This is a genomic window from Streptomyces sp. NPDC045846, from assembly GCF_056431605.1.
This window is the reverse complement of sequence record NZ_JBWKKJ010000011.1, coordinates 130,924-153,608: the sequence shown is the minus strand read 5'-3', so window position 1 is coordinate 153,608 and position 22,685 is coordinate 130,924. Positions and strand designations below refer to the sequence as shown.

At 71.5% G+C, this 22,685-nt stretch carries 18 protein-coding genes and 1 tRNA gene; 8 read left to right on the top strand and 11 right to left on the bottom strand.

Features of this window, described 5'->3' with window-relative positions:
* Positions 1-27: 27 nt before the first annotated feature.
* Complete coding sequence (locus AC07F3_RS29660; protein ID WP_479117484.1) at positions 28-399, top strand: VOC family protein; 372 nt, start codon at positions 28-30, stop codon at positions 397-399.
* Positions 400-496: 97 nt separating this feature from the next.
* Here the strand turns inward: AC07F3_RS29660 and AC07F3_RS29655 are convergent, their stop codons facing one another.
* The 3 genes from AC07F3_RS29655 to AC07F3_RS29645 form a co-directional block, all read right to left on the bottom strand.
* A complete protein-coding gene (locus AC07F3_RS29655; RefSeq protein WP_479117483.1) occupies positions 497-2,224 on the bottom strand; it encodes an FG-GAP repeat domain-containing protein in 1,728 nt (575 codons plus the stop codon).
* A 253-nt stretch (positions 2,225-2,477) separates the two neighbouring features.
* A complete protein-coding gene (locus AC07F3_RS29650; protein ID WP_479117482.1) occupies positions 2,478-3,200 on the bottom strand; it encodes a TetR/AcrR family transcriptional regulator in 723 nt (240 codons plus the stop codon).
* Complete coding sequence (locus AC07F3_RS29645) at positions 3,197-4,192, bottom strand: acyl-CoA desaturase (protein ID WP_479117481.1); 996 nt, start codon at positions 4,190-4,192, stop codon at positions 3,197-3,199. Before AC07F3_RS29645 ends, AC07F3_RS29650 begins: the two co-directional genes overlap by 4 nt.
* A 218-nt stretch (positions 4,193-4,410) precedes the next feature.
* Between AC07F3_RS29645 and ppc the strand changes: the two genes are divergently transcribed.
* Complete coding sequence (gene ppc / locus AC07F3_RS29640) at positions 4,411-7,140, top strand: phosphoenolpyruvate carboxylase (RefSeq protein WP_479117480.1); 2,730 nt, start codon at positions 4,411-4,413, stop codon at positions 7,138-7,140.
* A 177-nt stretch (positions 7,141-7,317) separates the two neighbouring features.
* Here the strand turns inward: ppc and pth are convergent, their stop codons facing one another.
* Positions 7,318-7,914 (bottom strand): aminoacyl-tRNA hydrolase, encoded by a 597-nt coding sequence (pth, locus tag AC07F3_RS29635; protein ID WP_479117479.1) that lies wholly within the window; start codon positions 7,912-7,914, stop codon positions 7,318-7,320.
* A 131-nt stretch (positions 7,915-8,045) separates the two neighbouring features.
* Positions 8,046-8,633, bottom strand: a complete 588-nt coding sequence (locus AC07F3_RS29630; RefSeq protein ID WP_479117478.1) for a 50S ribosomal protein L25/general stress protein Ctc — start codon at positions 8,631-8,633, stop codon at positions 8,046-8,048.
* A 224-nt stretch (positions 8,634-8,857) separates the two neighbouring features.
* Here AC07F3_RS29630 and AC07F3_RS29625 point away from each other — a divergent pair, with 224 nt between their 5' ends.
* Both AC07F3_RS29625 and AC07F3_RS29620 read left to right on the top strand, forming a co-directional pair.
* Positions 8,858-9,808 (top strand): LysR family transcriptional regulator, encoded by a 951-nt coding sequence (locus AC07F3_RS29625; RefSeq protein WP_479117477.1) that lies wholly within the window; start codon positions 8,858-8,860, stop codon positions 9,806-9,808.
* Positions 9,805-10,695 carry a serine hydrolase gene (locus tag AC07F3_RS29620; protein ID WP_479117476.1) on the top strand — a complete coding sequence of 297 codons (891 nt, stop codon included), beginning with the start codon at positions 9,805-9,807 and terminating at the stop codon, positions 10,693-10,695. The genes AC07F3_RS29625 and AC07F3_RS29620 overlap by 4 nt, the downstream gene beginning before the upstream one ends.
* Before the next feature lie 52 nt (positions 10,696-10,747).
* On the opposite strand, the gene AC07F3_RS29615 is transcribed toward AC07F3_RS29620, so the two are convergent.
* The 4 genes from AC07F3_RS29615 to AC07F3_RS29600 all read right to left on the bottom strand — a co-directional run bounded on the left by AC07F3_RS29615 (position 10,748) and on the right by AC07F3_RS29600 (position 14,376).
* Positions 10,748-11,722, bottom strand: a complete 975-nt coding sequence (locus AC07F3_RS29615; protein WP_114039280.1) for a ribose-phosphate diphosphokinase — start codon at positions 11,720-11,722, stop codon at positions 10,748-10,750.
* A gap of 117 nt (positions 11,723-11,839) precedes the next feature.
* Positions 11,840-13,288 (bottom strand): bifunctional UDP-N-acetylglucosamine diphosphorylase/glucosamine-1-phosphate N-acetyltransferase GlmU, encoded by a 1,449-nt coding sequence (gene glmU / locus AC07F3_RS29610; RefSeq protein WP_479117475.1) that lies wholly within the window; start codon positions 13,286-13,288, stop codon positions 11,840-11,842.
* Between the two features lie 130 nt (positions 13,289-13,418).
* Positions 13,419-13,489: transfer RNA gene (locus AC07F3_RS29605), tRNA-Gln, on the bottom strand.
* Between the two features lie 11 nt (positions 13,490-13,500).
* Positions 13,501-14,376: a hypothetical protein gene (locus AC07F3_RS29600; RefSeq protein WP_479117474.1), complete on the bottom strand. Its 876-nt coding sequence runs from the start codon at positions 14,374-14,376 to the stop codon at positions 13,501-13,503.
* A gap of 165 nt (positions 14,377-14,541) precedes the next feature.
* Between AC07F3_RS29600 and AC07F3_RS29595 the strand changes: the two genes are divergently transcribed.
* Positions 14,542-15,861: a sensor histidine kinase gene (locus AC07F3_RS29595; protein ID WP_479117636.1), complete on the top strand. Its 1,320-nt coding sequence runs from the start codon at positions 14,542-14,544 to the stop codon at positions 15,859-15,861.
* A gap of 618 nt (positions 15,862-16,479) precedes the next feature.
* Here the strand turns inward: AC07F3_RS29595 and AC07F3_RS29590 are convergent.
* Together AC07F3_RS29590 and AC07F3_RS29585 are read right to left on the bottom strand one after the other, a co-directional pair.
* Positions 16,480-16,968, bottom strand: coding sequence for an SUKH-3 domain-containing protein (locus tag AC07F3_RS29590; RefSeq protein ID WP_479117473.1), 489 nt, complete (start codon positions 16,966-16,968; stop codon positions 16,480-16,482).
* Between the two features lie 50 nt (positions 16,969-17,018).
* Positions 17,019-17,534, bottom strand: coding sequence for a YwqJ-related putative deaminase (locus tag AC07F3_RS29585; RefSeq protein ID WP_479117472.1), 516 nt, complete (start codon positions 17,532-17,534; stop codon positions 17,019-17,021).
* Between the two features lie 249 nt (positions 17,535-17,783).
* On the opposite strand from AC07F3_RS29585, the gene AC07F3_RS29580 reads away from it, so the two are divergent.
* From AC07F3_RS29580 to AC07F3_RS29570, 3 genes are all read left to right on the top strand, one after another.
* The gene (locus AC07F3_RS29580) at positions 17,784-18,770 is read left to right on the top strand and encodes an SMI1/KNR4 family protein (RefSeq protein WP_388982636.1); all 987 of its coding nucleotides are present in this window, start codon (positions 17,784-17,786) and stop codon (positions 18,768-18,770) included.
* 8 nt (positions 18,771-18,778) lie between these two features.
* Entirely contained in the window at positions 18,779-21,466 is a 2,688-nt protein-coding gene (locus tag AC07F3_RS29575) for an SUKH-4 family immunity protein (RefSeq protein ID WP_479117471.1), read from the top strand.
* A 308-nt stretch (positions 21,467-21,774) separates the two neighbouring features.
* Positions 21,775-22,683, top strand: a complete 909-nt coding sequence (locus tag AC07F3_RS29570; protein WP_479117470.1) for a DivIVA domain-containing protein — start codon at positions 21,775-21,777, stop codon at positions 22,681-22,683.
* Positions 22,684-22,685: the final 2 nt, after the last annotated feature.

The following is a 22,685-nucleotide window of genomic DNA, read 5'->3' as shown; positions in this document are numbered from 1 at the left end:
CCAGGAAGAAATGGGAGAACGCCGACCGTGCTCACCGCCGTCGATCACGTACAGCTCGCCGCCCCGCCCGGCAGCGAGCCGCAGTTGCGGACCTACTACGAAGACATACTCGGCATGACCGAAGTCCCCAAGCCCCCTCTCCTGGCGGCCCGGGGCGGCTGCTGGTTCCGGTGCGGCGCCGTCCAGCTCCACCTCGGCATCGAGGAGGACTTCCGCCCGGCGAGGAAGGCCCACCCCGGGCTCCGCGTCACCTCCATCGAGGCGTACGCGCGCCGTATAGAGGAGCGCGGCGGGAAGGTCGTCTGGGACGGCGACCTGCCGGGCCACCGGCGCTTCCACTCCGAGGACCCGGTGGGCAACCGGCTCGAATTCCTGGAGCCGTACCCGGCCGCGGCCTGAACGCACGGCGCCCCGCCCCCCTCCTGACGGAAGGGGACGGGGCGCTCGCGTGCGTGCTCACGCACCTGAACTGCGGTGCGCGCGGCGCGCGTTGGGCCTAGTAGATGCCGTTGTACGTGTTCCAGCCGCCGCCCAGGCTCACGCGCTCCTTGAAGGAACCCGTGCCGTTGGCGTCGTAACGCCAGGCGGTGCCCGAGGCGTCCACGCCGATCAGGTCGGTGCGGCCGTCACCGGTCATGTCGCCCGGGGTGGCCAGCTTGTTGTAGCCGTTCCAGCCGCCGCCGAGGTCGATCCGGTTGCCGAAGCCCGGCGTCGACTTGCCCGGGTACAGGAACAGGTGGCCGTTGTCGTCACGGGCCAGCAGGTCCGCGACGCCGTCGCCGTTCACGTCACCGGCGCCGATGAGCTTGTTGAACCCGTTCCAGCCCGCACCGAGGTCGACCCGGTTGTAGAACCCGGTCGCCTGGCCGTTGCCCGGGTAGAGGTACATGTGGCCGTTGTTGCCGCGCGCGAGCAGGTCGCCGTTGCCCTCGCCGGTGAGGTCGCCGACCCCGACGATCCCGTTGAACGCGTCCCAGCCGGCGCCCATGTCGTGGCCCGCGATGTACAGGTGGCCTCCGCCGAGCTCCATCAGCGTCCCGTAGCGGTCGGTGGACCGCAGCGAGGAAGCGAAGCTGATGTCGGCGCCCGCCCAGCCGCCCACGTCGCTGAGCAGCTGGCGGTCGGCCATGGTGCCGTTGCCCTTGGCCCAGTAGTAGTAGAGCGAGCCCTGGGTGTCGAGGGCCATCAGGTCGGCCTTGCCGAAGGCCGGGTTGCCTCCGGTGTTGGCCAGGTTGGAGCTGTACCAGCCGCGGGCGTTCATGTCGGTGCGGTCGCCGAGACCGCCCTTGCCGTCCGACTCGTAGATCCAGAACGCACCGGAGGCGTCCCGCCCGACGATCTCGGAGTGACCCTGGTTGTCGTCGAGGTTGAAGAGCTGGTTGTAGACGCTCCAGCCAGTTCCGATCTTGACCCGGTCCTTCAGCGGGGCCGCGGCGTTGCCGGAGCCCGGGTAGAAGTACAGGTCGCCACCGGGCGTACGGGCCACGACGTCGGCGATGCCGTCGCCGTTCATGTCGGCGGCGCCGACGAGCTGGTCGTAGATGCCCCAGCCGCTGCCCACCTTGATCCGGTCGCCGAACGGGCTGCCGGTGACCGAGCCGGTGCCCGGGTACAGGTAGAGGTCGCCGGAGGGCGTACGGGCCAGCAGGTCCGACTTGCCGTCACCGGTGACATCGCCGGGCGAGAACAGCTTGTTGTACGCGTTCCAGCCGCCGCTGGACCACGACAGCGAGCCGCTGTTGACCGAGAGGCTGTCCTTGTTGTTCGCGTCCTTGACCGGCGTGGCGGACAGGCCGGTGTACAGCGAGAGGGTGCCGGTCGAGGAGAGGACGAACAGCTCCGGGTTGCCGTCCCCGTCGATGTCGCCGGGCTCGATCAGGTCCTTGTAGACGCCGTAGCTGTTGTCGACGACCGGGTTCTGGTCGATCGCCCACGGTTCGAGGAACAGCTTGTCGCTGACGTTCCGGTACAGGAGGTCGCTGGTGCCGTCCTTGTTCAGGTCGAAGCGGGGCTTCGTCGGCGCGGACGGGGTGCTCGCGGCGTACGGGGTCTTGTGCCGGGGCAGCTTCGCCGACGGCGCCGGGCCCTGCGGGGCGACCGGCTTCGCCGCGACGTGCGGGCCCGCCGGGTGGGTGTCGGCCGAGGCCGGGCCGGCGAGCAGCATGCCCGCCGACAGGACGATGGCGGTGCAGGCCGCGAGGCGGCTCGCGCGCTTGGTGCGCACAGAGGACAAAATTCCCCCCATGGGAATAAGCGGGTAGACCCGGAGGGAATGGGATTCGCTGCGTATTCGTCGTCGCATGGGCGCGCGGAAAGGGGCGCGGCACGCACGGCAGGGCGGCACGACAGGCAGCCCTGGGTGATGGCACGCGAGGAATGGCGAAAATCCCCCCCGGGATTGTGCGTGAAGACTACAGCCGATTCTTGTGCAGTTGAAGTGAAAATTTTGACCGAAGTTGCCCGGGGGGAGGTGGTGATCAGTTTTTGCGGTGCCCTATCAGGCGCGGTTTCGGCTCAAGACCGTCCAAACCGTGCCAGGCCAGATTCACCAGATGCGCCGCGACTTCCGCCTTCTTGGGCTTGCGCACGTCCAGCCACCACTGACCGGTCAGCGCCACCATGCCCACCAGGGCCTGCGCGTACAGCGGCGCCAGCTTCGCGTCGAAACCGCGGGCCTTGAACTCCAGGCCCAGAATGTCTTCGACCTGGGTGGCGATGTCGGAGATCAACGAGGCGAACGTGCCGGTCGACTGGGCGACGGGGGAGTCGCGCACCAGAATGCGGAATCCGTCCGTATACGTCTCGATGTAGTCGAGCAGGGCGAATGCGGCCTGTTCGAGGAGTTCCCGCGGATGGCCCGCCGTCAGGGCGCTCGTCACCATGTCGAGCAGGGAGCGCATTTCCCGGTCCACGACGACCGCGTACAGGCCTTCCTTGCCGCCGAAGTGCTCGTACACCACCGGCTTGGAGACGCCCGCCTTCGCGGCGATCTCCTCCACCGAGGTGCCCTCGAACCCCTTCTCCGCGAAGAGCGTGCGACCGATGTCCAGCAGCTGCTCCCGGCGCTCGGCGCCGGTCATCCGCGTCCGGCGGGTGCGCCGGGGCTTCTCGACGGAGCCGGAGGCCCCGGCCGAGCGGGAGGAACCAGAGGTGCTGGTGGTACGGGTGGTGCTGGAGTCGGTCGCCACGTCGTCCATCATGCCGCCTCGGCGGCCTTCTCCTTGCGCCGGGACCGGCCGCCCTCATTCCGCTTGGAGTCGAGACGGGCCTCGCTCGGCCAGCGCACGTCGTAGGCCAGACCCAGCTGTTCGCACCAGCGGATGATCCGGGCACTGGAGTCGACCTGCCCGCGCATCACCCCGTGCCGCGCCGACGTCGGGTCCGCGTGGTGCAGGTTGTGCCACGACTCGCCGCACGACAGGACCGCCAGCCACCACACGTTGCCGCTGCGGTCGCGCGACTTGAAGGGGCGCTTGCCCACCGCGTGGCAGATCGAGTTGATCGACCACGTCACGTGGTGCAGCAGCGCCACCCGCACCAGCGAGCCCCAGAAGAACGCCGTGAACGCGCCCCACCACGACATCGTCACCAGACCGCCCACCAGCGGGGGGATCGCGAGCGACAGAGCCGTCCACCACACGAAGTCCCGCGAGACGCGGCGGATCGCCGGGTCGCCCAGGAGATCCGGGGCGTACTTCTCCTGCGGCGTCTGCTCCTCGTCGAACATCCAGGCGATGTGGGCCCACCACAGGCCCTTCATCAGTGCGGGCAGCGTCTCCCCGAACCGCCACGGCGAATGCGGGTCGCCCTCCGCGTCCGAGAACTTGTGGTGCCTGCGGTGGTCGGCCACCCAGCGCACCAGCGGCCCCTCGACCGCCATCGAGCCCGCGATCGCGAGCGCGATCCGCAGCGGCCGCTTCGCCTTGAACGAACCGTGCGTGAAATAGCGGTGGAAACCGATCGTGACGCCGTGGCAGCCCAGGTAGTACATGAAGACCAGCAGGCCGACGTCCAGCCAGCTGAGCCCCCAGCCCCAGGCGAGCGGCACCGCCGCGAGGAGCGCCACGAAGGGAACGGTGATGAAGAACAGCAGGGCGATCTGTTCGATGGAGCGCTTTTTCTCGCCGCCCAGCGTCGCGGACGGCGAGGGAGGTCCGTCCGGCGTCTTGAGCAGATCGGGACTGGTGGTCATGGGGAGTACCCCCGGCAGGGTGAGGAAAACGAGCGGATTCGCCTGGCTACGCTTGCGTAACCTACGGCAACGTAAGTATGGCAGCGCCGTGGCCCGGGACAAGAGCCCCTGGACGGCGGGGCGGAAATGGACACCTATCCTGGGTGTCGTCGGACAGCGCGGTCCGCAAGCCTCCAGAACCCTCCAGACGTGCTCAAACACTGCAAGGAGCCGCACCTGTGAGCAGTGCCGACCAGACCCCCGCCGCCAGCCATGAGCTGCGCGCCGACATCCGCCGACTGGGTGACCTCCTGGGCGAGACCCTCGTCCGACAGGAGGGCCCCGAGCTCCTGGAGCTCGTCGAGCGGGTCCGCGCGCTGACCCGGAGCGACGGCGAGGCCGCCGCCGAACTCCTCGGCGGCACCGAAGTCGAGACCGCCGCCAAGCTGGTGCGCGCATTCTCCACCTACTTCCACCTCGCGAACGTCGCCGAACAGGTCCACCGCGGCCGGGAGCTGCGCGCCCACCGCGCCGCCGAGGGCAGCCTCCTCGCCCGCACCGCCGACATGCTCAAGGACGGCGACCCCCAGCACGTCCGCGAAAGCGTCAAGAACCTCAACGTGCGGCCGGTCTTCACCGCCCACCCCACCGAGGCCGCCCGGCGCTCCGTCCTCAACAAGCTGCGCCGCGTCGCCGAACTCCTGGAGACCCCGGTCGCCGCGTCCGACCGGCGCCGCCTCGACCTGCGCCTGGCCGAGAACATCGACCTGGTCTGGCAGACCGACGAGCTCCGCGTCGTACGCCCCGAACCGGCCGACGAGGCCCGCAACGCCATCTACTACCTCGACGAACTCCACGCCGGCGCCGTCGGCGACGTCCTGGAGGACCTCGCGGCCGAGCTGGAACGCGTCGGCGTCGAGCTGCCCCCGGGCACCCGCCCGCTCACCTTCGGCACCTGGATCGGCGGCGACCGCGACGGCAACCCCAACGTGACCCCCAAGGTCACCTGGGACGTGCTGATCCTCCAGCACGAGCACGGCATCAACGACGCGCTCGACCTGATCGACCACCTGCGCGGACTGCTCTCCAACTCCATCCGCTACGCGGGCGCCACCGAAGAGCTGCTCACCTCGCTCCAGGCCGACCTCGAAGCGCTCCCCGAGATCAGCCCCCGCTACAAGCGCCTCAACGCCGAGGAGCCCTACCGGCTCAAGGCCACCGCGATCCGCCAGAAGCTCGTGCACACCAAGGAGCGCCTGGCCAAGGGCACCCCGCACCAGCCCGGCCGCGACTACCTCGGCACCGCCGAACTGATCGCCGACCTCACCCTCATCCAGACCTCGCTGCGCGCCCACCGCGGCGCCCTGTTCGCCGACGGCCGCATGGACCGTACGATCCGCACCCTCGCGGCGTTCGGCCTCCAGCTCGCCACCATGGACGTACGCGAACACGCCGACGCCCACCACCATGCCCTCGGCCAGCTCTTCGACCGGCTCGGCGAGGAATCCTGGCGCTACGCCGACATGCCGCGCGACTACCGGCAGAAGCTCCTCGCCAAGGAGCTCCGCTCCCGCCGCCCGCTCGCGCCGACGCCCGCCCCCCTGGACGCGGCCGGGCAGAAGACCCTCGGCGTCTTCGGCACCATCAAGGAGGCCTTCGAGCGGTTCGGCCCCGAGGTCATCGAGTCGTACATCATCTCGATGTGCCAGGGCGCCGACGACGTGTTCGCCGCGGCCGTCCTGGCGCGCGAGGCCGGGCTCATCGACCTGCACGCCGGCTGGGCCAAGATCGGCATCGTGCCGCTCCTGGAGACCACCGACGAGTTGCGCGCCGCCGACGTCATCCTCGACGAGATGCTCGCCGACCCCTCCTACCGGCGCCTCGTCTCGCTGCGCGGCGACGTCCAGGAGGTCATGCTCGGCTACTCGGACTCCTCCAAGTTCGGCGGCATCACCACCTCCCAGTGGGAGATCCACCGCGCCCAGCGCCGACTGCGCGACGTCGCCCACCGCTACGGGGTGCGGCTGCGGCTCTTCCACGGCCGCGGCGGCACCGTCGGCCGCGGCGGCGGTCCCTCGCACGACGCCATCCTCGCCCAGCCCTGGGGCACCCTGGAGGGCGAGATCAAGGTGACCGAGCAGGGCGAGGTCATCTCCGACAAGTACCTCATCCCGTCGCTGGCCAGGGAGAACCTGGAACTCACGGTGGCGGCCACGCTCCAGGCCTCTGCCCTGCACACCGCGCCCCGCCAGTCCGACGAGGCGCTCGCCCGCTGGGACGCGGCCATGGACACGGTGTCCGACGCGGCCCACTCCGCGTACCGCAAGCTGGTCGAGGACCCCGACCTGCCGGCGTACTTCTTCGCCTCCACGCCGGTCGACCAGCTCGCCGAGCTCCACCTCGGTTCGCGGCCCTCGCGCCGCCCCGACTCGGGCGCGGGCCTCGACGGGCTGCGCGCCATCCCGTGGGTGTTCGGCTGGACCCAGTCCCGCCAGATCGTGCCCGGCTGGTACGGAGTCGGCTCCGGCCTCAAGGCGCTGCGCGAGGCCGGGCTCGGCGAGGTGCTCGACGAGATGAGCGAGCGCTGGCACTTCTTCCGCAACTTCCTCTCCAACGTGGAGATGACGCTCGCGAAGACGGACCTGCGCATCGCCCGCCACTACGTCGAAACGCTGGTGCCCGACGAGCTCAAGCACGTGTTCGCCGCGATCGAGGCGGAGCACGAGCTGACCGTGCGCGAGGTCCTGCGGATCACCGGGCGCGACGAACTGCTCGGCGCCAACCCGGTGTTGCAGCAGACCTTCGCGATCCGGGACGCGTATCTGGACCCGATCTCCTACCTCCAGGTCGCGCTGCTCGCCCGGCAGCGGGCGGCGGCCGAGCGGGGCGAGGAGCCGGATCCGCTGCTGTCGAGGGCCCTTCTCCTCACGGTGAACGGCGTGGCGGCGGGCCTGCGCAACACGGGCTGACCCCCGAGCCCCCGGAGGCCCCGCCCCTTCCCGCGGTGACACCCCGCGGCTCCGCCACGTGGCCTCCGGGGGTGGCGGGACCCCCGGGGGCTCCGCCCGAGCCCCCATGGGTCCCGGCGCCCCTGACCGCGAACGGTCGAACCCGGGGCGCCGGTTCACCCCGCGAAGGGAGCCCCGTCAGGAGTTGTACGTCGACTGGGCCCGCTCCAGGCCCTCGATGACCAGCGCCTCCGCCGCGTCCGCCGCCCGGTCCACGAAGTAACCCAGCTCCTTGCGCTCCGTCGAGGAGAAGTCCTTCAGGACGAAGTCCGCCACCTGCATCCGCCCCGGCGGCCGCCCGATCCCGAACCGCACCCGGTGATAGTCCGCCCCCAGCGACTTGGTGATCGACTTCAGACCGTTGTGCCCGTTGTCCCCGCCCCCCAGCTTCAGCCTCAACACCCCGTAGTCGATGTCCAGTTCGTCGTGGACGGCGACGATGTTGGCGACCGGGACCTTGTAGAAGTCGCGCAGCGCCGTCACCGGACCGCCCGACAGGTTCATGTACGACATCGGCTTGGCGAGCACCACCCGCCGGTTCAGCGGACCCGGCGGGCCGATCCGCCCCTCCACGACCTGCGCCCGCGCCTTGTGCGCCTTGAACCGGCCGCCCATCCGCTCCGCGAGCAGGTCGACCGTCATGAACCCGACGTTGTGCCGGTTCGCGGCGTACTCCGGACCAGGGTTGCCCAGGCCCACGATCAGCCAGGGTGCGTTCGCGTCGTCGGTCGTCATGGGGGCTGCGTCTCCTCGGTCACGTACAGCGGGAACAACACGTACACAGAAAAACGGGGCGGCGGGCCAAGTGTGGCCCGCCGCCCCGTCGGAGTCCGTGCCCGGCACGGAACTCAGGCAGAGCGTGCGGCTCAGGCCTCGGCGCCCTCGGCGGCCTCGGTCTCGGCGGCCGGCTCCTCGGCCTGCGCGGCCAGGATCTGGATGACGACGGCCTCGGGGTCGGTGGCCAGGGTGGCACCGGCGGGCAGCTTGACGTCCTTGGCGTGGATCGAGTCGCCGGCCTCCAGGCCCTCGACCGACACGGTGACGGAGGTCGGGATGTGGGTGGCCTCGGCCTCGACGGAGAGCGTGTTCAGCACGTTCTCGACCAGGAAGCTGCCCGGGGCCAGGTCGCCCTCGGTCTCGACGACGACCTCGACCGTGACCTTCTCGCCCTTCTTGACGAGCAGCAGGTCGACGTGGACCAGGTAGCCCTTGATGGCGTCACGCTGGACGGCCTTCGGGATGGCGAGCTCGGTCTTGCCGTCGAGCTCCAGGGAGAGCAGGACGTTCGGCGTACGCAGCGCGAGCAGCAGGTCGTGGCCCGGCAGGGTCACGTGGACCGGCTCGGTGCCGTGACCGTAGATGACACCGGGAACCTTGTTCTCGCGGCGGATGCTGCGGGCGGCGCCCTTGCCGAAGCTGGTACGGACGTCGGCGGCGAGCTTGACCTCGGACATGTGCACTCCTCGTAGAAAGTGATCCAAAAAAGGCGGTCACCCGGCCACGACTGGCCTGCTACGAAGAGCGCGTCGATAACGGACCGCCGTACCTGAGGTACGGCCTCCCTCGCCGAGCAACTTGCCCAGACTACCCGGCCACCCCCCACCGGCCCAATTGGATCAATCCCCAGGGCCCGGGTATGAACGGCGACTCCATAGGCATTCGCCTATCCTTGCCGGTCATGGACCTGCTGCTGCACCTCAGGTACTTCCGCACCGTCGCCGAAGAACAGCACTTCGGCCGCGCCGCCGAACGCCTGCGCGTCGCCCAGCCCTCCCTGTCCCAGCGCATCCAGCGCCTGGAACGCGAACTCGGCGTCCGCCTCCTCGACCGCGGCCGCACCGGCGCCACCCTCACCCCCGCCGGCCACCTCGTCCTCGCCGAGACCCACACCCTGCTCGACGCCGCCGACCGGCTGCGCACCCTCGTCGGACGCGTCCAGGGCGGCGCCGCCGGAACCCTGCGCGCAGCCGTCCCGCCCCAGCTCGGCGGCGCCACCGTCGCCGCCCTCCTCACCGCCTACCGCGAACGCAGCCCCGGCGGCGCACTCGACCTCCGCGAACTCAGCACCGCCGAACAGACCGCCGAACTCACCGCGGGCACCCTCGACGTCGGCATCGTCCGCCACCCCTGCCCCACCACCGGCCTCGGCTTCGGTCCCCAGCTCCACCAGCCCCTCGGCGCCCTCCTCGCCGACCAGGACCCCCTCGCCCAGCACACCGAGATCGACGTGTCCGAACTCGACGGCCGCGAACTCGTCCTCTTCCCCCGCCACACCGCCCCCGCCCTCCACGACGAAACCCTCACCGCCTGCGCCCGCCACGGCTGCACCCCCAGCGCCGTACGCGAAGTCGCCGGCACCGAGTTCACCCGCGCCCTCGTCCTGTCCGGCACCCACGTCGTCGCCCTCGTCCCCCGCCCCGCCCCCGAACCCGGCACCACCTGGCGCCCCCTGCGCGCCAACCCCCTCACCTGGCGCACCTCCACCGCCTGGCCCACCGGACGCGACAGCCCCGCCGTCCACCTCTTCACCCAAGCCGCCCACGACGTCCTGCGCGACCACGCCGCGATGACCCCCACCGCCACCCCCCGGCGCCTGTTCCCCCGCCCCGCATCGGAGTTCCCGCTGTGAACACCCCCGTACGCAGCCGCCTCACCGCAGCCCTCACCGACGCCGGACTCACCGGATCCCTCTGCGCCACCGACATCGACACCGGCGCCGACATCACCCTCGCCGCCGACACCCCCGTCTCCACCGCCAGCGTCCACAAGCTCTGCCTCGTCGCCACCCTCTACCGCGAAGCCGCCGCGGGCCGCCTCGACCCCAGCACCCCCCTCGACATCCCCGCCACCGGCCGCGCCCCCGGACCCACCGGCCTCGCCGTCATGCGCGACGCCGCCCGCCTCTCCCTGCGCGACCTCGCCTCCCTCGCCATCGCCGTCAGCGACAACGCCGCAGCCGACCTCCTCTGGAACCACCTCGGCCTCGACACCGTCAACGCCACCATGGCCGCCCTCGGACTCCACCGCACCATCGCCGTCCACAACCAGGCCGCCCTCTACGCCACGATGGTCACCGACACCGGCCGGAGCGGCCCCGCCGCCCTCGTCGACCCCGCCGCCGTCGCCCGCCTCACCGCCCTCGACCCGGCCCGCACCAACCGCTCCACCCCCCGGGAGATCGCCGCGCTGCTCACCGCCGTCTGGCGCGACGACGTCTGCGCCGGACCCTGGGGCGAAGAACTCCGCGCCGTCCTCGGCGTCCAGGCCTGGAGCCACCGCCTCGCCTCCGGCTTCCCCTTCGACGACGTACGAGTCAGCGGAAAGACCGGCACCCTGCCCACCCTCCGCCACGAAGCGGGCGTCGTCGAATACCCCGACGGCGGGCGCTACGCCGTCGCCGTCTTCACCCGCGCCGCCTCCACCGCCGCCACCCTGCCCGCCGCCGACGCCGCCATCGGCCGCACCGCCCGCATCGCCGTCGACGCCCTGCGCGCCCGGGCCACCGGGCGGACATGAAGAAGGGCCGCGTCCGAAACCGGACGCGGCCCCAACTCCCAACAACTACAGGCTAGTTCTCCTCGAAGAGGCTCGTCACCGAGCCGTCCTCGAACACCTCGCGCACCGCGCGCGCGATCGACGGAGCGATCGACAGTACCGTGATCTTGTCGAGCTCCAGATCCGACGGATCCGGCAGCGTGTTCGTGAACACGAACTCGCTCACCTTGGAGTTCTTCAGACGGTCCGCGGCCGGACCCGACAGGATGCCGTGCGTCGCCGTCACGATGACGTCCTCCGCACCGTGCGCGAACAGCGCGTCCGCCGCGGCGCAGATCGTGCCACCCGTGTCGATCATGTCGTCGACCAGGACACAGACCCGGCCCTTCACGTCACCGACGACCTCGTGCACCGTCACCGTGTTCGCGACGTCCTTGTCACGGCGCTTGTGCACGATCGCGAGCGGCGCGTCCAGCCGGTCGCACCAGCGGTCCGCGACCCGGACACGGCCCGCGTCCGGCGACACGATCGTCAGCTTCGAGCGGTCCACCTTCGCGCCCACGTAGTCCGCCAGGACCGGCAGCGCCGTCAGGTGGTCCACCGGACCGTCGAAGAAGCCCTGGATCTGGTCCGTGTGCAGATCCACCGTGAGGATGCGGTCCGCACCCGCCGTCTTCAGCAGATCGGCCACCAGACGCGCCGAGATCGGCTCACGGCCCTTGTGCTTCTTGTCCTGACGGGCATACCCGTAGGACGGAATGATCACGGTGATGGATCGCGCCGACGCCCGCTTCAGGGCGTCGATCATGATCAGCTGCTCCATGATCCACTTGTTGATCGGAGCCGTGTGGCTCTGGATCAGGAAGCAGTCCGCACCACGCGCCGACTCCTGGAAACGAACGTAGATCTCACCGTTCGCGAAGTCGAAGGCCTTCGTCGGCACGAGGCCCACACCCAACTGGTGCGCAACCTCCTCGGCCAGCTCGGGGTGGGCGCGGCCGGAGAAGAGCATCAGCTTCTTCTCGCCGGTCGTCTTGATCCCGGTCACAGCACAGTCTCCTCAGACGTGTTCGATGCTGCTGCACCCGCGCGGTCCCTTTCGCGGCGAGCCAGCCGAATATGTGCACCTATCACGGTAGCCCGTGAAAGACGCACCCGAATCCGGTCAGTTCTCCCCGCCCGACTGCTCGGCCGCAGCCTGAGCAGCCTGCGCGGCAGCACTTCCCGGACGCTTGCGCTCCACCCAACCCTCGATATTCCGCTGCTGGCCACGGGCGACAGCCAACGAACCGGGCGGCACATCCTTCGTGATCACCGACCCCGCAGCCGTGTAAGCACCGTCCCCCACTGTGACAGGAGCAACAAACATGTTGTCCGAACCCGTCTTGCAGTGCGAGCCGATCGTCGTGTGATGCTTCGCCTCACCGTCGTAATTCACGAACACGCTCGCCGCGCCGATGTTCGTGAACTCACCGATCGTCGCGTCACCCACATACGAAAGATGAGGAACCTTCGTCCCCTCACCGATCGTCGCGTTCTTCGTCTCCACATACGTACCGATCTTGGCCTTCACACCAAGCCGCGTACCCGGCCGCAGATAGGCGTACGGACCGACCGACGCACCCTCACCCACCTCCGAGTCGTACGCCACCGCGTTGTCGACCCGCGCACCCCGACCCACCACCGTGTTCGTCAGACGCGAATGGGGACCCACCTCCGCACCCGAAGCCAGATGCGTCGAACCCAGCAACTGCGTCCCCGGATGCACCACCGCGTCCTGCTCGAACGTCACCTGCACATCCACGAACGTCGACGCCGGATCCACCACCGTCACACCCGCGAGCATCGCCCGCTCCAACAACCGGTCATTCAACAGACGCCGCGCCTCGGCCAACTGCACCCGATTGTTGATCCCCAGAATCTCCCGGAAATCCCCCGCCAACGACGCACCGACCCGATGCCCCGCCTCACGCAGAATCCCCAGCACATCAGTCAGGTACTCCTCACCCTGACTGTTGTCCGTCCGCACCTTCCCCAACGCGTCCGCCAACAACGCGCCGTCGAACGCGAACACACCCGAATTGATCTCACGGATCGCGCGCTGCGCCTCGGTCGCGTCCTTGTGCTCGACGATCGCGGTCACCGCGCCCGAGACGTCGTCGCGCACGATGCGGCCGTAACCCGTCGAGTCGGCCACCTCGGCGGTCAGCACGGTGACCGCGTTGCGGTCCGCCTCGTGCGTACGCGTCAGCTCCGCCAGCGTCGCCCCGGTCAGCAGCGGGGTGTCGCCGCAGACCACCACGACCGTGCCCTCGATGGTCTGGCCCAGCTCCTCGAGCGCCATCCGGACGGCGTGCCCGGTGCCGTTCTGCTCGTACTGCACCGCGGTGCGCACCCCCGCGTCGATCGCGCCGAGGTGGGCGGACACCTGCTCGCGGGCGTGGCCCACGACCACGACGAGATGCTCGGGGTCCAGCTCACGAGCGGCGGCGACGACGTGGCCGACGAGCGAGCGCCCGCAGATCTCGTGCAGGACCTTGGGAGTGGCCGACTTCATGCGGGTGCCCTCACCCGCGGCGAGGACGACGACGGCGGCCGGGCGGGTTGCGCTCACGGAGGTGCCCTTCGGCTTCGGGGGGTGGACACCCGAAGGATACCGGGGGGTTTCGCGGATGAAATCGGGGTGGGGGCGGGGGAAAACGCGGCGGGTCCTGACTGGGACAGTCAGGACCCGAACTATCGAGCTCCCAGGGAAGGAATCGAACCCTCATTCAATGGACCAAAACCATTTGTCCTGCCATTAGACGACCTGGGATGGTCTGCCCCCTATGTCCATTTCGGCTCGTCGGCCGTGAGGGCAGCCCCTACTATGCCGTACCAGGCGCCTTCCATGCGACGGTACAGATCGACGCTATCCCGGACATAGATCGTGAGACAGCCTCGGTACGTGTCACCGGTGTTCTTCCGGAGCGTCTTGGGGTTGTGGCGCTTGAGTACGGGTTTGTTGAAGCTGGTGGGTCCGAGGCCCGTCAGTTCCGTCCAGAATCGGGTGGCTTCCTCCACATCGGCCGACTCGTGGATGTTGACGCAGAGGCGGAGCCGCTCCGGCTCGACGCCCTGCAGCCCCAGCCACCGCAGATAGACCTTGATCACGTTCGGATCGCTGTTGATGAACTTCAAGGACTCCCGACGGGACCACGGCTTGTCCTTGGCGCCCTCCGCCCAGTACAGGACCACGCCGACCAGGAACAGCTCCCGGTCGGACATCTCCCCGATGTCGTGGGCGGCGTCCTGCTTCACCGTTCGGCGCTCCTCCTCCCGTCGGCGCAGCGTCGCCTCCCACCCCTTCCGGGCGATGGCCGACGCCTCCTCGCGGGTGCGGGTGCGGTCCGGCTTGGGGAGGTCGCGGACCCACAGGGATATCGAGCTCTTCGAGCAGCCGAGTTCGACCTGGATCTGGTCGTACGTCAGGCCCCGCGCGCGGAGCTCTCTCGCGCGGTCGCGGAGGTCGTCCTTGGCGTTCGGGCGCTTGGTCCACTCCGGGGCGGGTTCGCCGTTCAGGAGTCGGTTCAGGAGGTCGTTGTTGTCGACGAACAGGCGGTCTCGGATCTGGCGGCGGCTGAGGCCCTCGCGGCGCAGGGCGATGGCCTGCTCGCGCAGGCCCTCGAAGTCGGCGTACTTGCCGGGTGTGGTCGATGTCATACGGACACGCTCGTCCGGAATGCGGACGTCCGGTCGAGGAATCGGCTGATTCACTCCATCGTGGGATGGACGGTGATTACCGGCGTGTTCGAGGTGTTTTCGTGCTGCCCGTGCTGGAGGAAAGCCGCCGGAAAAACGTTCGCGCCCGCCCGTAGTCTGGGAGCTATGACCGCAACGGGGGCTTACCAGGAAGCCACGGGGTTGACCTCCCGTGGCTGGTGGTGGTGGGAACGCAGGCGCAGCGCGGTGCTGGATGTCCTGCTCGGGTTGATCTCCGCGCTGGAGTGTGCGCTGGAGGGTGTGAGTTTCGCGGGGGACGCCGGGGTGCCGGTGCCGCCCGGGGTGGTGCTCGGGCTGGTGTCGGGGGCGTCGCTGCTGCTGCGGCGGCGGTGGCCGATCGCCGTGGTGCTGGTGTCGGTCGCGGTGACGCCCGCGAGCATGGGGCTCGTGCTGAGCGTGGTGGGGCTGTACACGCTGGCCGCGTCGGACGTGCCGCGCCGGATCACGGCGGCGCTGGCGGGGATGTCGGGGGCGGGGACGTTCATCGTCACGTTCGTACGGATGCATCAGAGCGTGTCGGGGGGCGAGTACGACCCGGGGCGCTGGTACGTGCCGCTGGTGTCGGTGGTGATGTCGCTCGGCATCACGGGTCCGCCGTTGCTGTACGGGCTGTATATAGGTGCGCGGCGGCGGTTGATGGAGTCGTTGCGGGAGCGGGCGGATTCGCTGGAACGGGAGTTGTCGCTGCTCGCGGACCGGGCCGAGGAGCGGGCGGAGTGGGCGCGTACGGAGGAGCGGACGCGGATCGCCCGGGAGATGCACGACGTGGTGGCGCACCGGGTGTCGTTGATGGTGGTGCATGCGGCGGCGTTGCAGGCGGTGGCGCGCAAGGATCCGGAGAAGGCGGTCAAGAACGCGGCGCTGGTCGGTGACATGGGCCGGCAGGCGTTGACGGAGTTGCGGGAGATGCTCGGGGTGCTGCGGGCGACGGACCCGCAGCCGGTGTCGGTGCTGGTGGATCCGGTGCCGTTGGCGGCGGTGGGGGCCGCGGCCGCGGCTGCCGCCGCGGCGGCCGAGGAGGGTCCGTGTCTGGCGGACATCGAGGCGCTGGTGGGGCAGTCCCGGGAGGCCGGGATGGTGGTGGAGCTGACGGTGCAGGGGGAGGCGCGGGGGTGTGACGCGCTGGTGGAGCAGACGGCGTACCGGGTGGTGCAGGAGGCGCTGACCAATGTGCACAAGCACGCGGCGGGCGCGAAGGTGATGGTGCGTCTGGCGTACCGGGCGGCCGAGGTGGCGATGCAGGTGGAGAACGGGCCTGCGGACGGGGTCACGGCGGACGCGGGGTTGCCGAGTGGGGGCAATGGGCTGGTGGGGATGCGGGAGCGGGTGACCGCGTTGGGCGGGGTGTTCGTGTCGGGGGCGACGGATGCGGGTGGGTTCCGGGTCTCGGCGGTTCTGCCGGACCGCATGCCGGCGGTGCCGTAGCGCGGGTCCCCCTGGGCTGCGCCCCGGCCCCCGGGGGTTCTCCCACCCACCCGCCCGTGCAAGGGGTTGGAGGGTTCGGCTTCCGGGGGCTGCGCCCCCAGCCCCCCGGCGGGGACTGCGTCCCCTGCACCCCTCCCGGGGCTCCGCCCCGGACCCCGTTCGCGCCTGAACGGCGCTCGTCCTCAAACTCCCCCAAGGCCTTAAGGGCCAGGGGGGACCCCCATGACAGGCTAAAGATGCCAGCACTGGCCCGCACCAGTACTGATAGGGGCGCGGGGAACTGCGCGAGCAACCGGGCACGGTCCGCAGCTAAAAGCGGCTCGCGGTCGGCCCAGCATCCGCACTCCGCGAGGGCCGACGCACCTGGGGGCGCGGGGAACTGCGCGAGCAACCACGCATGGTCGGCGGGCGAAGGCGGGTGTTCAGGGGCGCGAGGAACTGCGCGACGAGCCAGCCGCGGTCCGCGGTCGACGGCGAGTTGGGGGCGCGGGGAACTGCGCGAGCAACCGGCACGGTTCGCGGGCGCAGGGACAGGGGCGCGGGGAACTGCGCCAGCGGCCCCCTGCGGCTCGCCGGTGTGGGGGAGGGGGGCCGGGCGGAACCCCGGGAGGGGGCGGGTCAGGCTGAGGTGAGGCGGATGGGCTGGGTGCCGGTGATGAGCGTGTTGAGGGCGTGGTCGATGTCGGGCCCGAGGTACCAGTCCCCGGTGTGGTCGAGGGAGTACACGCGGCCCTGCGCGTCGAGGGCGAGTACGGCCTGCTGGTCGCCCTCTTCGCCGAGCGGGGCGATGTCGGTTTCGAGGGCGCGGCCGAGGTCGGCGAGGGTGCGGGCGAGGTGGAGGCCCGCGAGGGGGTCGAAGCGCAGGGTCGCGGGGGCGTTGCGGCGGCCGGGTCCCGGGGCGGTGAGGGTGAGGCCGCCGAATTCGGCCCAGGCTTCGACGGCGGCGGGGAAGACGGTGTGGCGGTGTCCGGCGGGGGAGGTGTGGCCGCGCAGGACGTCGGCCCAGGCTTCGGCCTGGCGTATGTCCCAGCGGCCGGGCTGCCAGCCGGCGGTGCGCAGGGCGGCGTCGACGGGGACGGGGAAGCGGGTGGTGGAGATGTCCGGCATCGGCCGCGGCCTTTCCGTGAGGGTTCGGTGTGGGGTTCCGTGGGGTCCTGTCAGGGTTCGACGCTGCGGACGCCGAAGTGGGCGAGCAGGGCGGTGCAGGAGCGGCAGGGTGGTGCGTAGCTGCCGTGGAGGGGGTCGCCGTCCTCGCGTATGCGGCGGGCGGTGAGTTTGGCGTGTTTGAGGGCGCGCCGGGCCTCGCCGTGGGTGAGGGGTTTGCGCTGGGCGCGTTTGGAGCGTCCTGTTTCGACGGCGGTCAGGTGTCGGGAGAGCAGGATCGCTTCGGGGCAGCGGCCGGTGAAGCGTTCGCGTTGGCCGCTGGTGAGGGTGTCGAGGTAGTCCTGGACGAGGGTGTGCAGGACGGGGGGCTGTTCGCCCTTGCCCGCGGTGCAGGTGAGGGTTTCGCCGCGTACGGACAGGGCGGCGGCGATGGCGGGGAGGATGCCGTCGCGGCGGTGGCGGAGTAAGGGCGCCGCGGTGGTGGCGGTGGCGCTCCAGCCCAGGCGTGGGTCGCCGGGTGTCTCGTTTATCGCGTTTGTTGCGGATGTTTCGCCTGTTGCGGTGTGCATGGTGCTGTGTTCCTCCCACTGGCGGCGGCTTCAGCCGCACGTGTCAGCGCCCCCGAGTTGCGGGGACAGCCTGCCAAATGCGGGTGCTGGTACGGAAGCTGGGGCGTGGTAAGCCGCGCGTCGGGGGCGCAGGGTGATGCGGGTGTGACGGTTGGTGACCGAATTGCGGGGCCGGGACCCGGTATTGCCTCACCGCATAGTCTGGTCCTCACCAGCCAGACGCAGAGCACGCAGCAGGGGGCAACCGCCATGACGACAGGTCGGCTCGGGCAGCATGCCGCGCCACCGAACGCGGCCTATGCCGGGCAGGTCGTGCACTTCCCGGACCCGGTCCGGGCCTCCCGGCATCCCAGAGGGGTGCGGGTGGACGAGAACGGCTTCCCGGTTTTCTCGGCGTACGCCCGTGCGGCGGCGGAGATCGCGGAGCCGCCCGAGGGTTTCGGGGTGGACGAGCTCCGGCTGACCGACTACGTGTCGGCGAACGCGGCGCTCGCCGCGGCGGGCCATGAGCTGTGGGACACGATCGCGCCGGTGGCGACGCCGCACGGGTGGACGTGGCACCACGTGCCGGGCGGTCGGCGGCTCGAACTGGTGCCGGTCGAGGTGAAGGCGCTGCTGCGTCATTACGGCGGTCTGGCGACGGCGCAGGTCGAGCACGACAAGCGGGGCACGCGCCCGTTGCAGGAGACGCGGCCCGCGCACTTCGGTCTGCCGAAGGGCTCGGTGTCGGTGACGGAGTCCCAACTCCTGGGTGTGGAGGAGGACTTGGGGTACCGGCTGCCGGGTGCCTACCGGTCGTTCCTGAAGGCGGCGGGGGGCTGTGCGCCGGTGGGCGCCGCTCTCGACGCCGAGTTGGGCCTGCTGGTGGACCAGCCGTTCTTCACGGTGCGGGACGAGGCGGCGGTCAATGACCTGGTGTACATCAACAAGTGTCTGCGTGATCACCTCACCAAGGACTACCTGGGCGTCGCGTTCGTGCAGGGCGGGATCCTGGCGGTGAAGGTGCGGGGTTCCGCGGTCGGTTCGGTGTGGTTCTGCGCGTACGACGACGCGCGGGACCGGGACGGGCTGAGTGTCGCGGAGCGCGTGGAGCAGTTGTTGTTGCCCTGCGGGGACGATTTCGACGCGTTCCTGGCGCGGCTCGCGGGCAATCCGCCGGAGCTGGAGACCGTGGCGAACCTGATGGTGGACGGCGGCTTCGCGCGCGCCGTCGAGACGACCTCGGTAGGGGAGTGAGCCGGCCGATGGTGACTTTCGCTCAGGCGCAGGAGCGCGCGGAGGAGTGGATCAACGGCGACGTGCCCGCGTATCAGCACCGGGAGGTGCGGGTGCGGGAGTTCGAGCTGGGTTTCGTGGTGTGGGCGGAGGACCGGGAGAACGGGCCTTCGGGCGGCGGCGGTGCGCAGCGTCTTGTGATCGCCCGGGACAGCGGCGAGGCGTCGTTGTGGCCGGGGCTGCCGGTGGGTGAGGTGATCCGCCGGTACGAGGAGGAGTACGGGGTGCCCGAGGACGCGCCGCCCGCGCCGCAGCCCGCGGCGCGGATCGATCTGAACCAGACGTCGTTCCTGCTGAGTCCGCCGGAGTGGCTCCAGGAGGCGGCGGACAAGCTGGGGATTCCGGACCGGCGGGGCGAGAGTGCCGCTTCGGGTTCGGGTGCGGCGCAGGATGCCGGTGCTTCTCAGGGTGCGGGGGTGCCCGCTCCGGCTGCGCCCGAGCCCGCCGCGCCGAAGTGGCCCGAGCCTGCCGGTGCTTCGCGCGGTGGCCCGGCTTCGGGGACTCCCGCCGGGGCCACGCCGTGGGCGGGGACGGACACCAACGCGGGGTCGGACGACGGTTCGGTGCCGCTGCCCGCGACGGTGTACGCGCCCGCGCTGTCCGGTTCGGACGGTGGGGACACCCCGCCGCCGCGGGTGTTGCCCGAGGCGAAGACCGCGTTGATGGCGGGGGGCAGCCAGCTTCCGCCGACCGCGCTCGCGCCGGCGCTCGACCCGCAGGCCGGGCCGGTGCCGGGCGCGCCGCCGCAGGGTGCGACCCCGCCACCGGTGGCTCCGGCCGTCCCGTCCGCCGGTCCCGCCGGGCTCTCGGACGCCGGGGACATCGCGGATGCCGCCACCAGCAAGGCGGCCGGGCCGCCGCCGGGTGCGCGGGCCGCGCGGGGCGGCGCTTCGACGACTCCGCCGCCGCCGGGCGCGCCGGGCACCCCGGGTGCGCGTCCGGGCGGGCCGGTGGCGCCGCCGGTGCCGGGTTCGACTCCGCCGCCGGGTGCTCCGGCGGGTGGTTACCTGCCGACGCAACTGGTCTCGCAGCTCGGTCCCGAGGGGCCGCAGCCGCCCGGCACGCCGACGCCGCCGCCCGCGCCGGGCGGGGTGCACCAGGCGGCCACGATGTTCGCGGACCCGAGCCGGATGGGCCCCGGCGGGCCCGGCGCCCCCATGCCTCCCGGTCCGCCGGGAGCTCCCGGCGCGCCTGGTGCTCCGATGCCTCCTGGTCCGCCGGGAGCCCCCGGTGCTCCGCTGCCGCCGGGTCCGCCCGGCGCTCCCGGGACGCCGCCCGGCGGGGTGCACCATGCCGCGACGATGTTCGCGGACCCGAGTCAGATGGGCCCCGGTGGGCCTGGCGCGCCGATGCCGCCGGGGCCGCCCGGCGCTCCGGGGGCTCCGATGCCTCCCGGTCGCCCGGGAGCCCCGGGTGCTCCTGGCGCCCCCATGCCGCCCGGTCCGCCCGGTGCCCCGGGTGCGCCCGGTGCTCCGATGCCGCCCGCCGCTCCCGGGGCGCCCGGGGGTGGGGTGCATCAGGCGGCCACGATGCTGGCGGGGCCCGCGCAGCTGGGGCCCGGTGGCGGGGTGCCGCAGCCGCCCGGTCCGCCCGGCATGCCGCCGGGTGGGCCCGCGCCGCAGACGCCGCCGCCCGCGTACGGCTATCCGCAGCAGCCTCCGGCGGGGCTGCCGACGGTCGGGCCCGGGTACCAGGCGGTGCTGCGCTACCGCGCGCCCGACGGTTCCGAGCAGCAGCTCATCCGCCGTTCGGCGCCGGGCATTCCGCACCCGGAGTGGCAGATCTTCCATGAGCTGCGGGCGATGAACGTGCCCGCGGACCACGTCCTGGAGCTGCACACGGAGCTGGAGTCGTGCGAGCTGCCGGGTGGTTACTGTGCGCGGATGATCCGCGAGCAGTGGCCGCAGGTGCGGATCACGCATGTGGCTCCGTACGGCAAGGACCACGGTTCGCGCCGTCAGGGCGTCCAGCATCTGCTCACCCACCAGGGCGAGTTGGCGCAGGTCGCGGACGGTCCGGCCAGGCCGCAGCCGGTGCGGGCACCGATTCCGGCGGTGCAGCCGGTGCCGCCGCTGCCGCCGGAGGGCGTGGCGCACGAGCTGGCGGGCGCGTTCGGCCCGCAGGGCGTCTTCCGCTTCGACCAGCGGGCGGTGTCGCGGCAGGGCGTGCCGGAGGCGGTCGCGGTCACGCTGGTGTGGGCGGGGCTTCCGGTGGACTTCGGGCCGTTCTTCTGGGCGCAGGCCGTGCCGGGGCAGCCGGTGCCGACGCTGGCCGAGCTGGCCCAGCAGCGCGGTGTGCAGCCGGCCGCCGACGCGGGCTCGTACCTGGTGATGGGCTCGGACTTCGGGCGGGCGATCTGTGTCCAGTACGGGACCGCGAACATCGTGGCGGTGCCGGTGGAGGCGGGGTCCCCGGCGGGAGGGCACGGTCAGTCGGCGCCGCCGCAGTTCGTGAACTCGGGGCTTCCCGAGTTCGTCCGGTCGCTCGCGCTGCTCGGCCGGATGTGGCGGCTGCGGTTCGGGCTCAACCCGGAGCAGGCGGGCCGCTGGACGGTCGACTTCCAGGCGCAGCTCGCGGCGCTCGATCCGGCGGCGCTCGCTTCGCCGGAGAGCTGGTGGTCGGTGCTCCTGGAGCAGATGTGGGACGGGCTGCTCTGAGCCTGGGGTTGTGCGGGTCGGAGGCGCTCACCGCGCGGGTCGCGGTGGGCGCCTTCGGCGTGTGGCGGCCCCGCGATTCCGCCTTCTTACGCCCTTTGGCGCATCCTTGAGCGTGTCATGTGGGCGGAGTGTCGCGTTATGACCATTTCGCTTCGATCGACCAGGATGCGATCGGTCAGGATCGTTCGGTCGGCCACCGAGCGGGCAGGACTGCTTCGGTCGGGTTCGGTCAGGTCGTTCAGGGTGAGCGCCGGGCGGCGGAAATGGCACGACCGGGTCGCCAGTGGGTGCGGGAGAGAGGCTTCAGGATGAGCGCAGCATCGATGTCACCGCCGCCGTCGGCGCCGCCGTTCGGGCCCGTCCGGGGCCGCGGCTACCGTCCCGACCAGGTCGACGCCGCGCTCGCGCGGCTCTCGCAGGAGCGGGACGCGGCCTGGGAGCGGGCGGCCCGGCTCACCGTCCTCGCCAAGGAGATGGGCGCCCAGGCCGCGGTCCTGCGCGAGCAGGTGGCGGCGCTGGGTCCGCAGACGTACGAGGTGCTCGGCGGGCGGGCGGGGGAGCTGTTCGCGCTGGCCGTGGAGGAGGCCGACGAGCTGCGGGCCTCGGCCGAGGAGGCGGCGGCCGGGCAGGTGCGCGCGGCCGAGGAGGCGGGCCGGGCGGTCAGGGACGCGGCCCGGGCGCGCAGCGAGGCGGTGCTGGCGGCGGCGGAGGCACGGGTGCAGCAGACGCTGCTGGCGGCCCGCACCGAGGCCGACGAGATGCGGGTCGCGGCCCGCATCGGCGCCAAGGAGATGCGCGAGGACGCGGCCGGTGCCCTCGACGAGATGCGTCGGCGCTGCGAGACCTATCTGGCCGGGCAGGACAAGCAGCGGGCGCAGGCGCTCGGTGCGGCCGAGCGTGAACAGGCCGCTCGCGAGGCCGAGTTGGACGCCCGTCACGCCGAGCTCACGGCGGCCGCGCAGGCGGTTCTCGACGAGGCCAAGCGTGCGTTCGCCGAGGCCGAGGAGAACGCGCGGCGCGGTCAGGAGGACGCGGAGGCGCGGGCGGCGGAGCTGGTGGCCGGGGCGCGGGCGAGCGAGGAGCGGATCGCGGGCGAGACGGAACGGGTGATGCGCGAGCACGCCCGCGCCCGCGAGGAGGTGCAGGCGCACATGACGCACGTACGCAACAGCCTGGCCACCCTGACGGGCCGTGCGGCCACCGAGGAGCCTCAATAGCC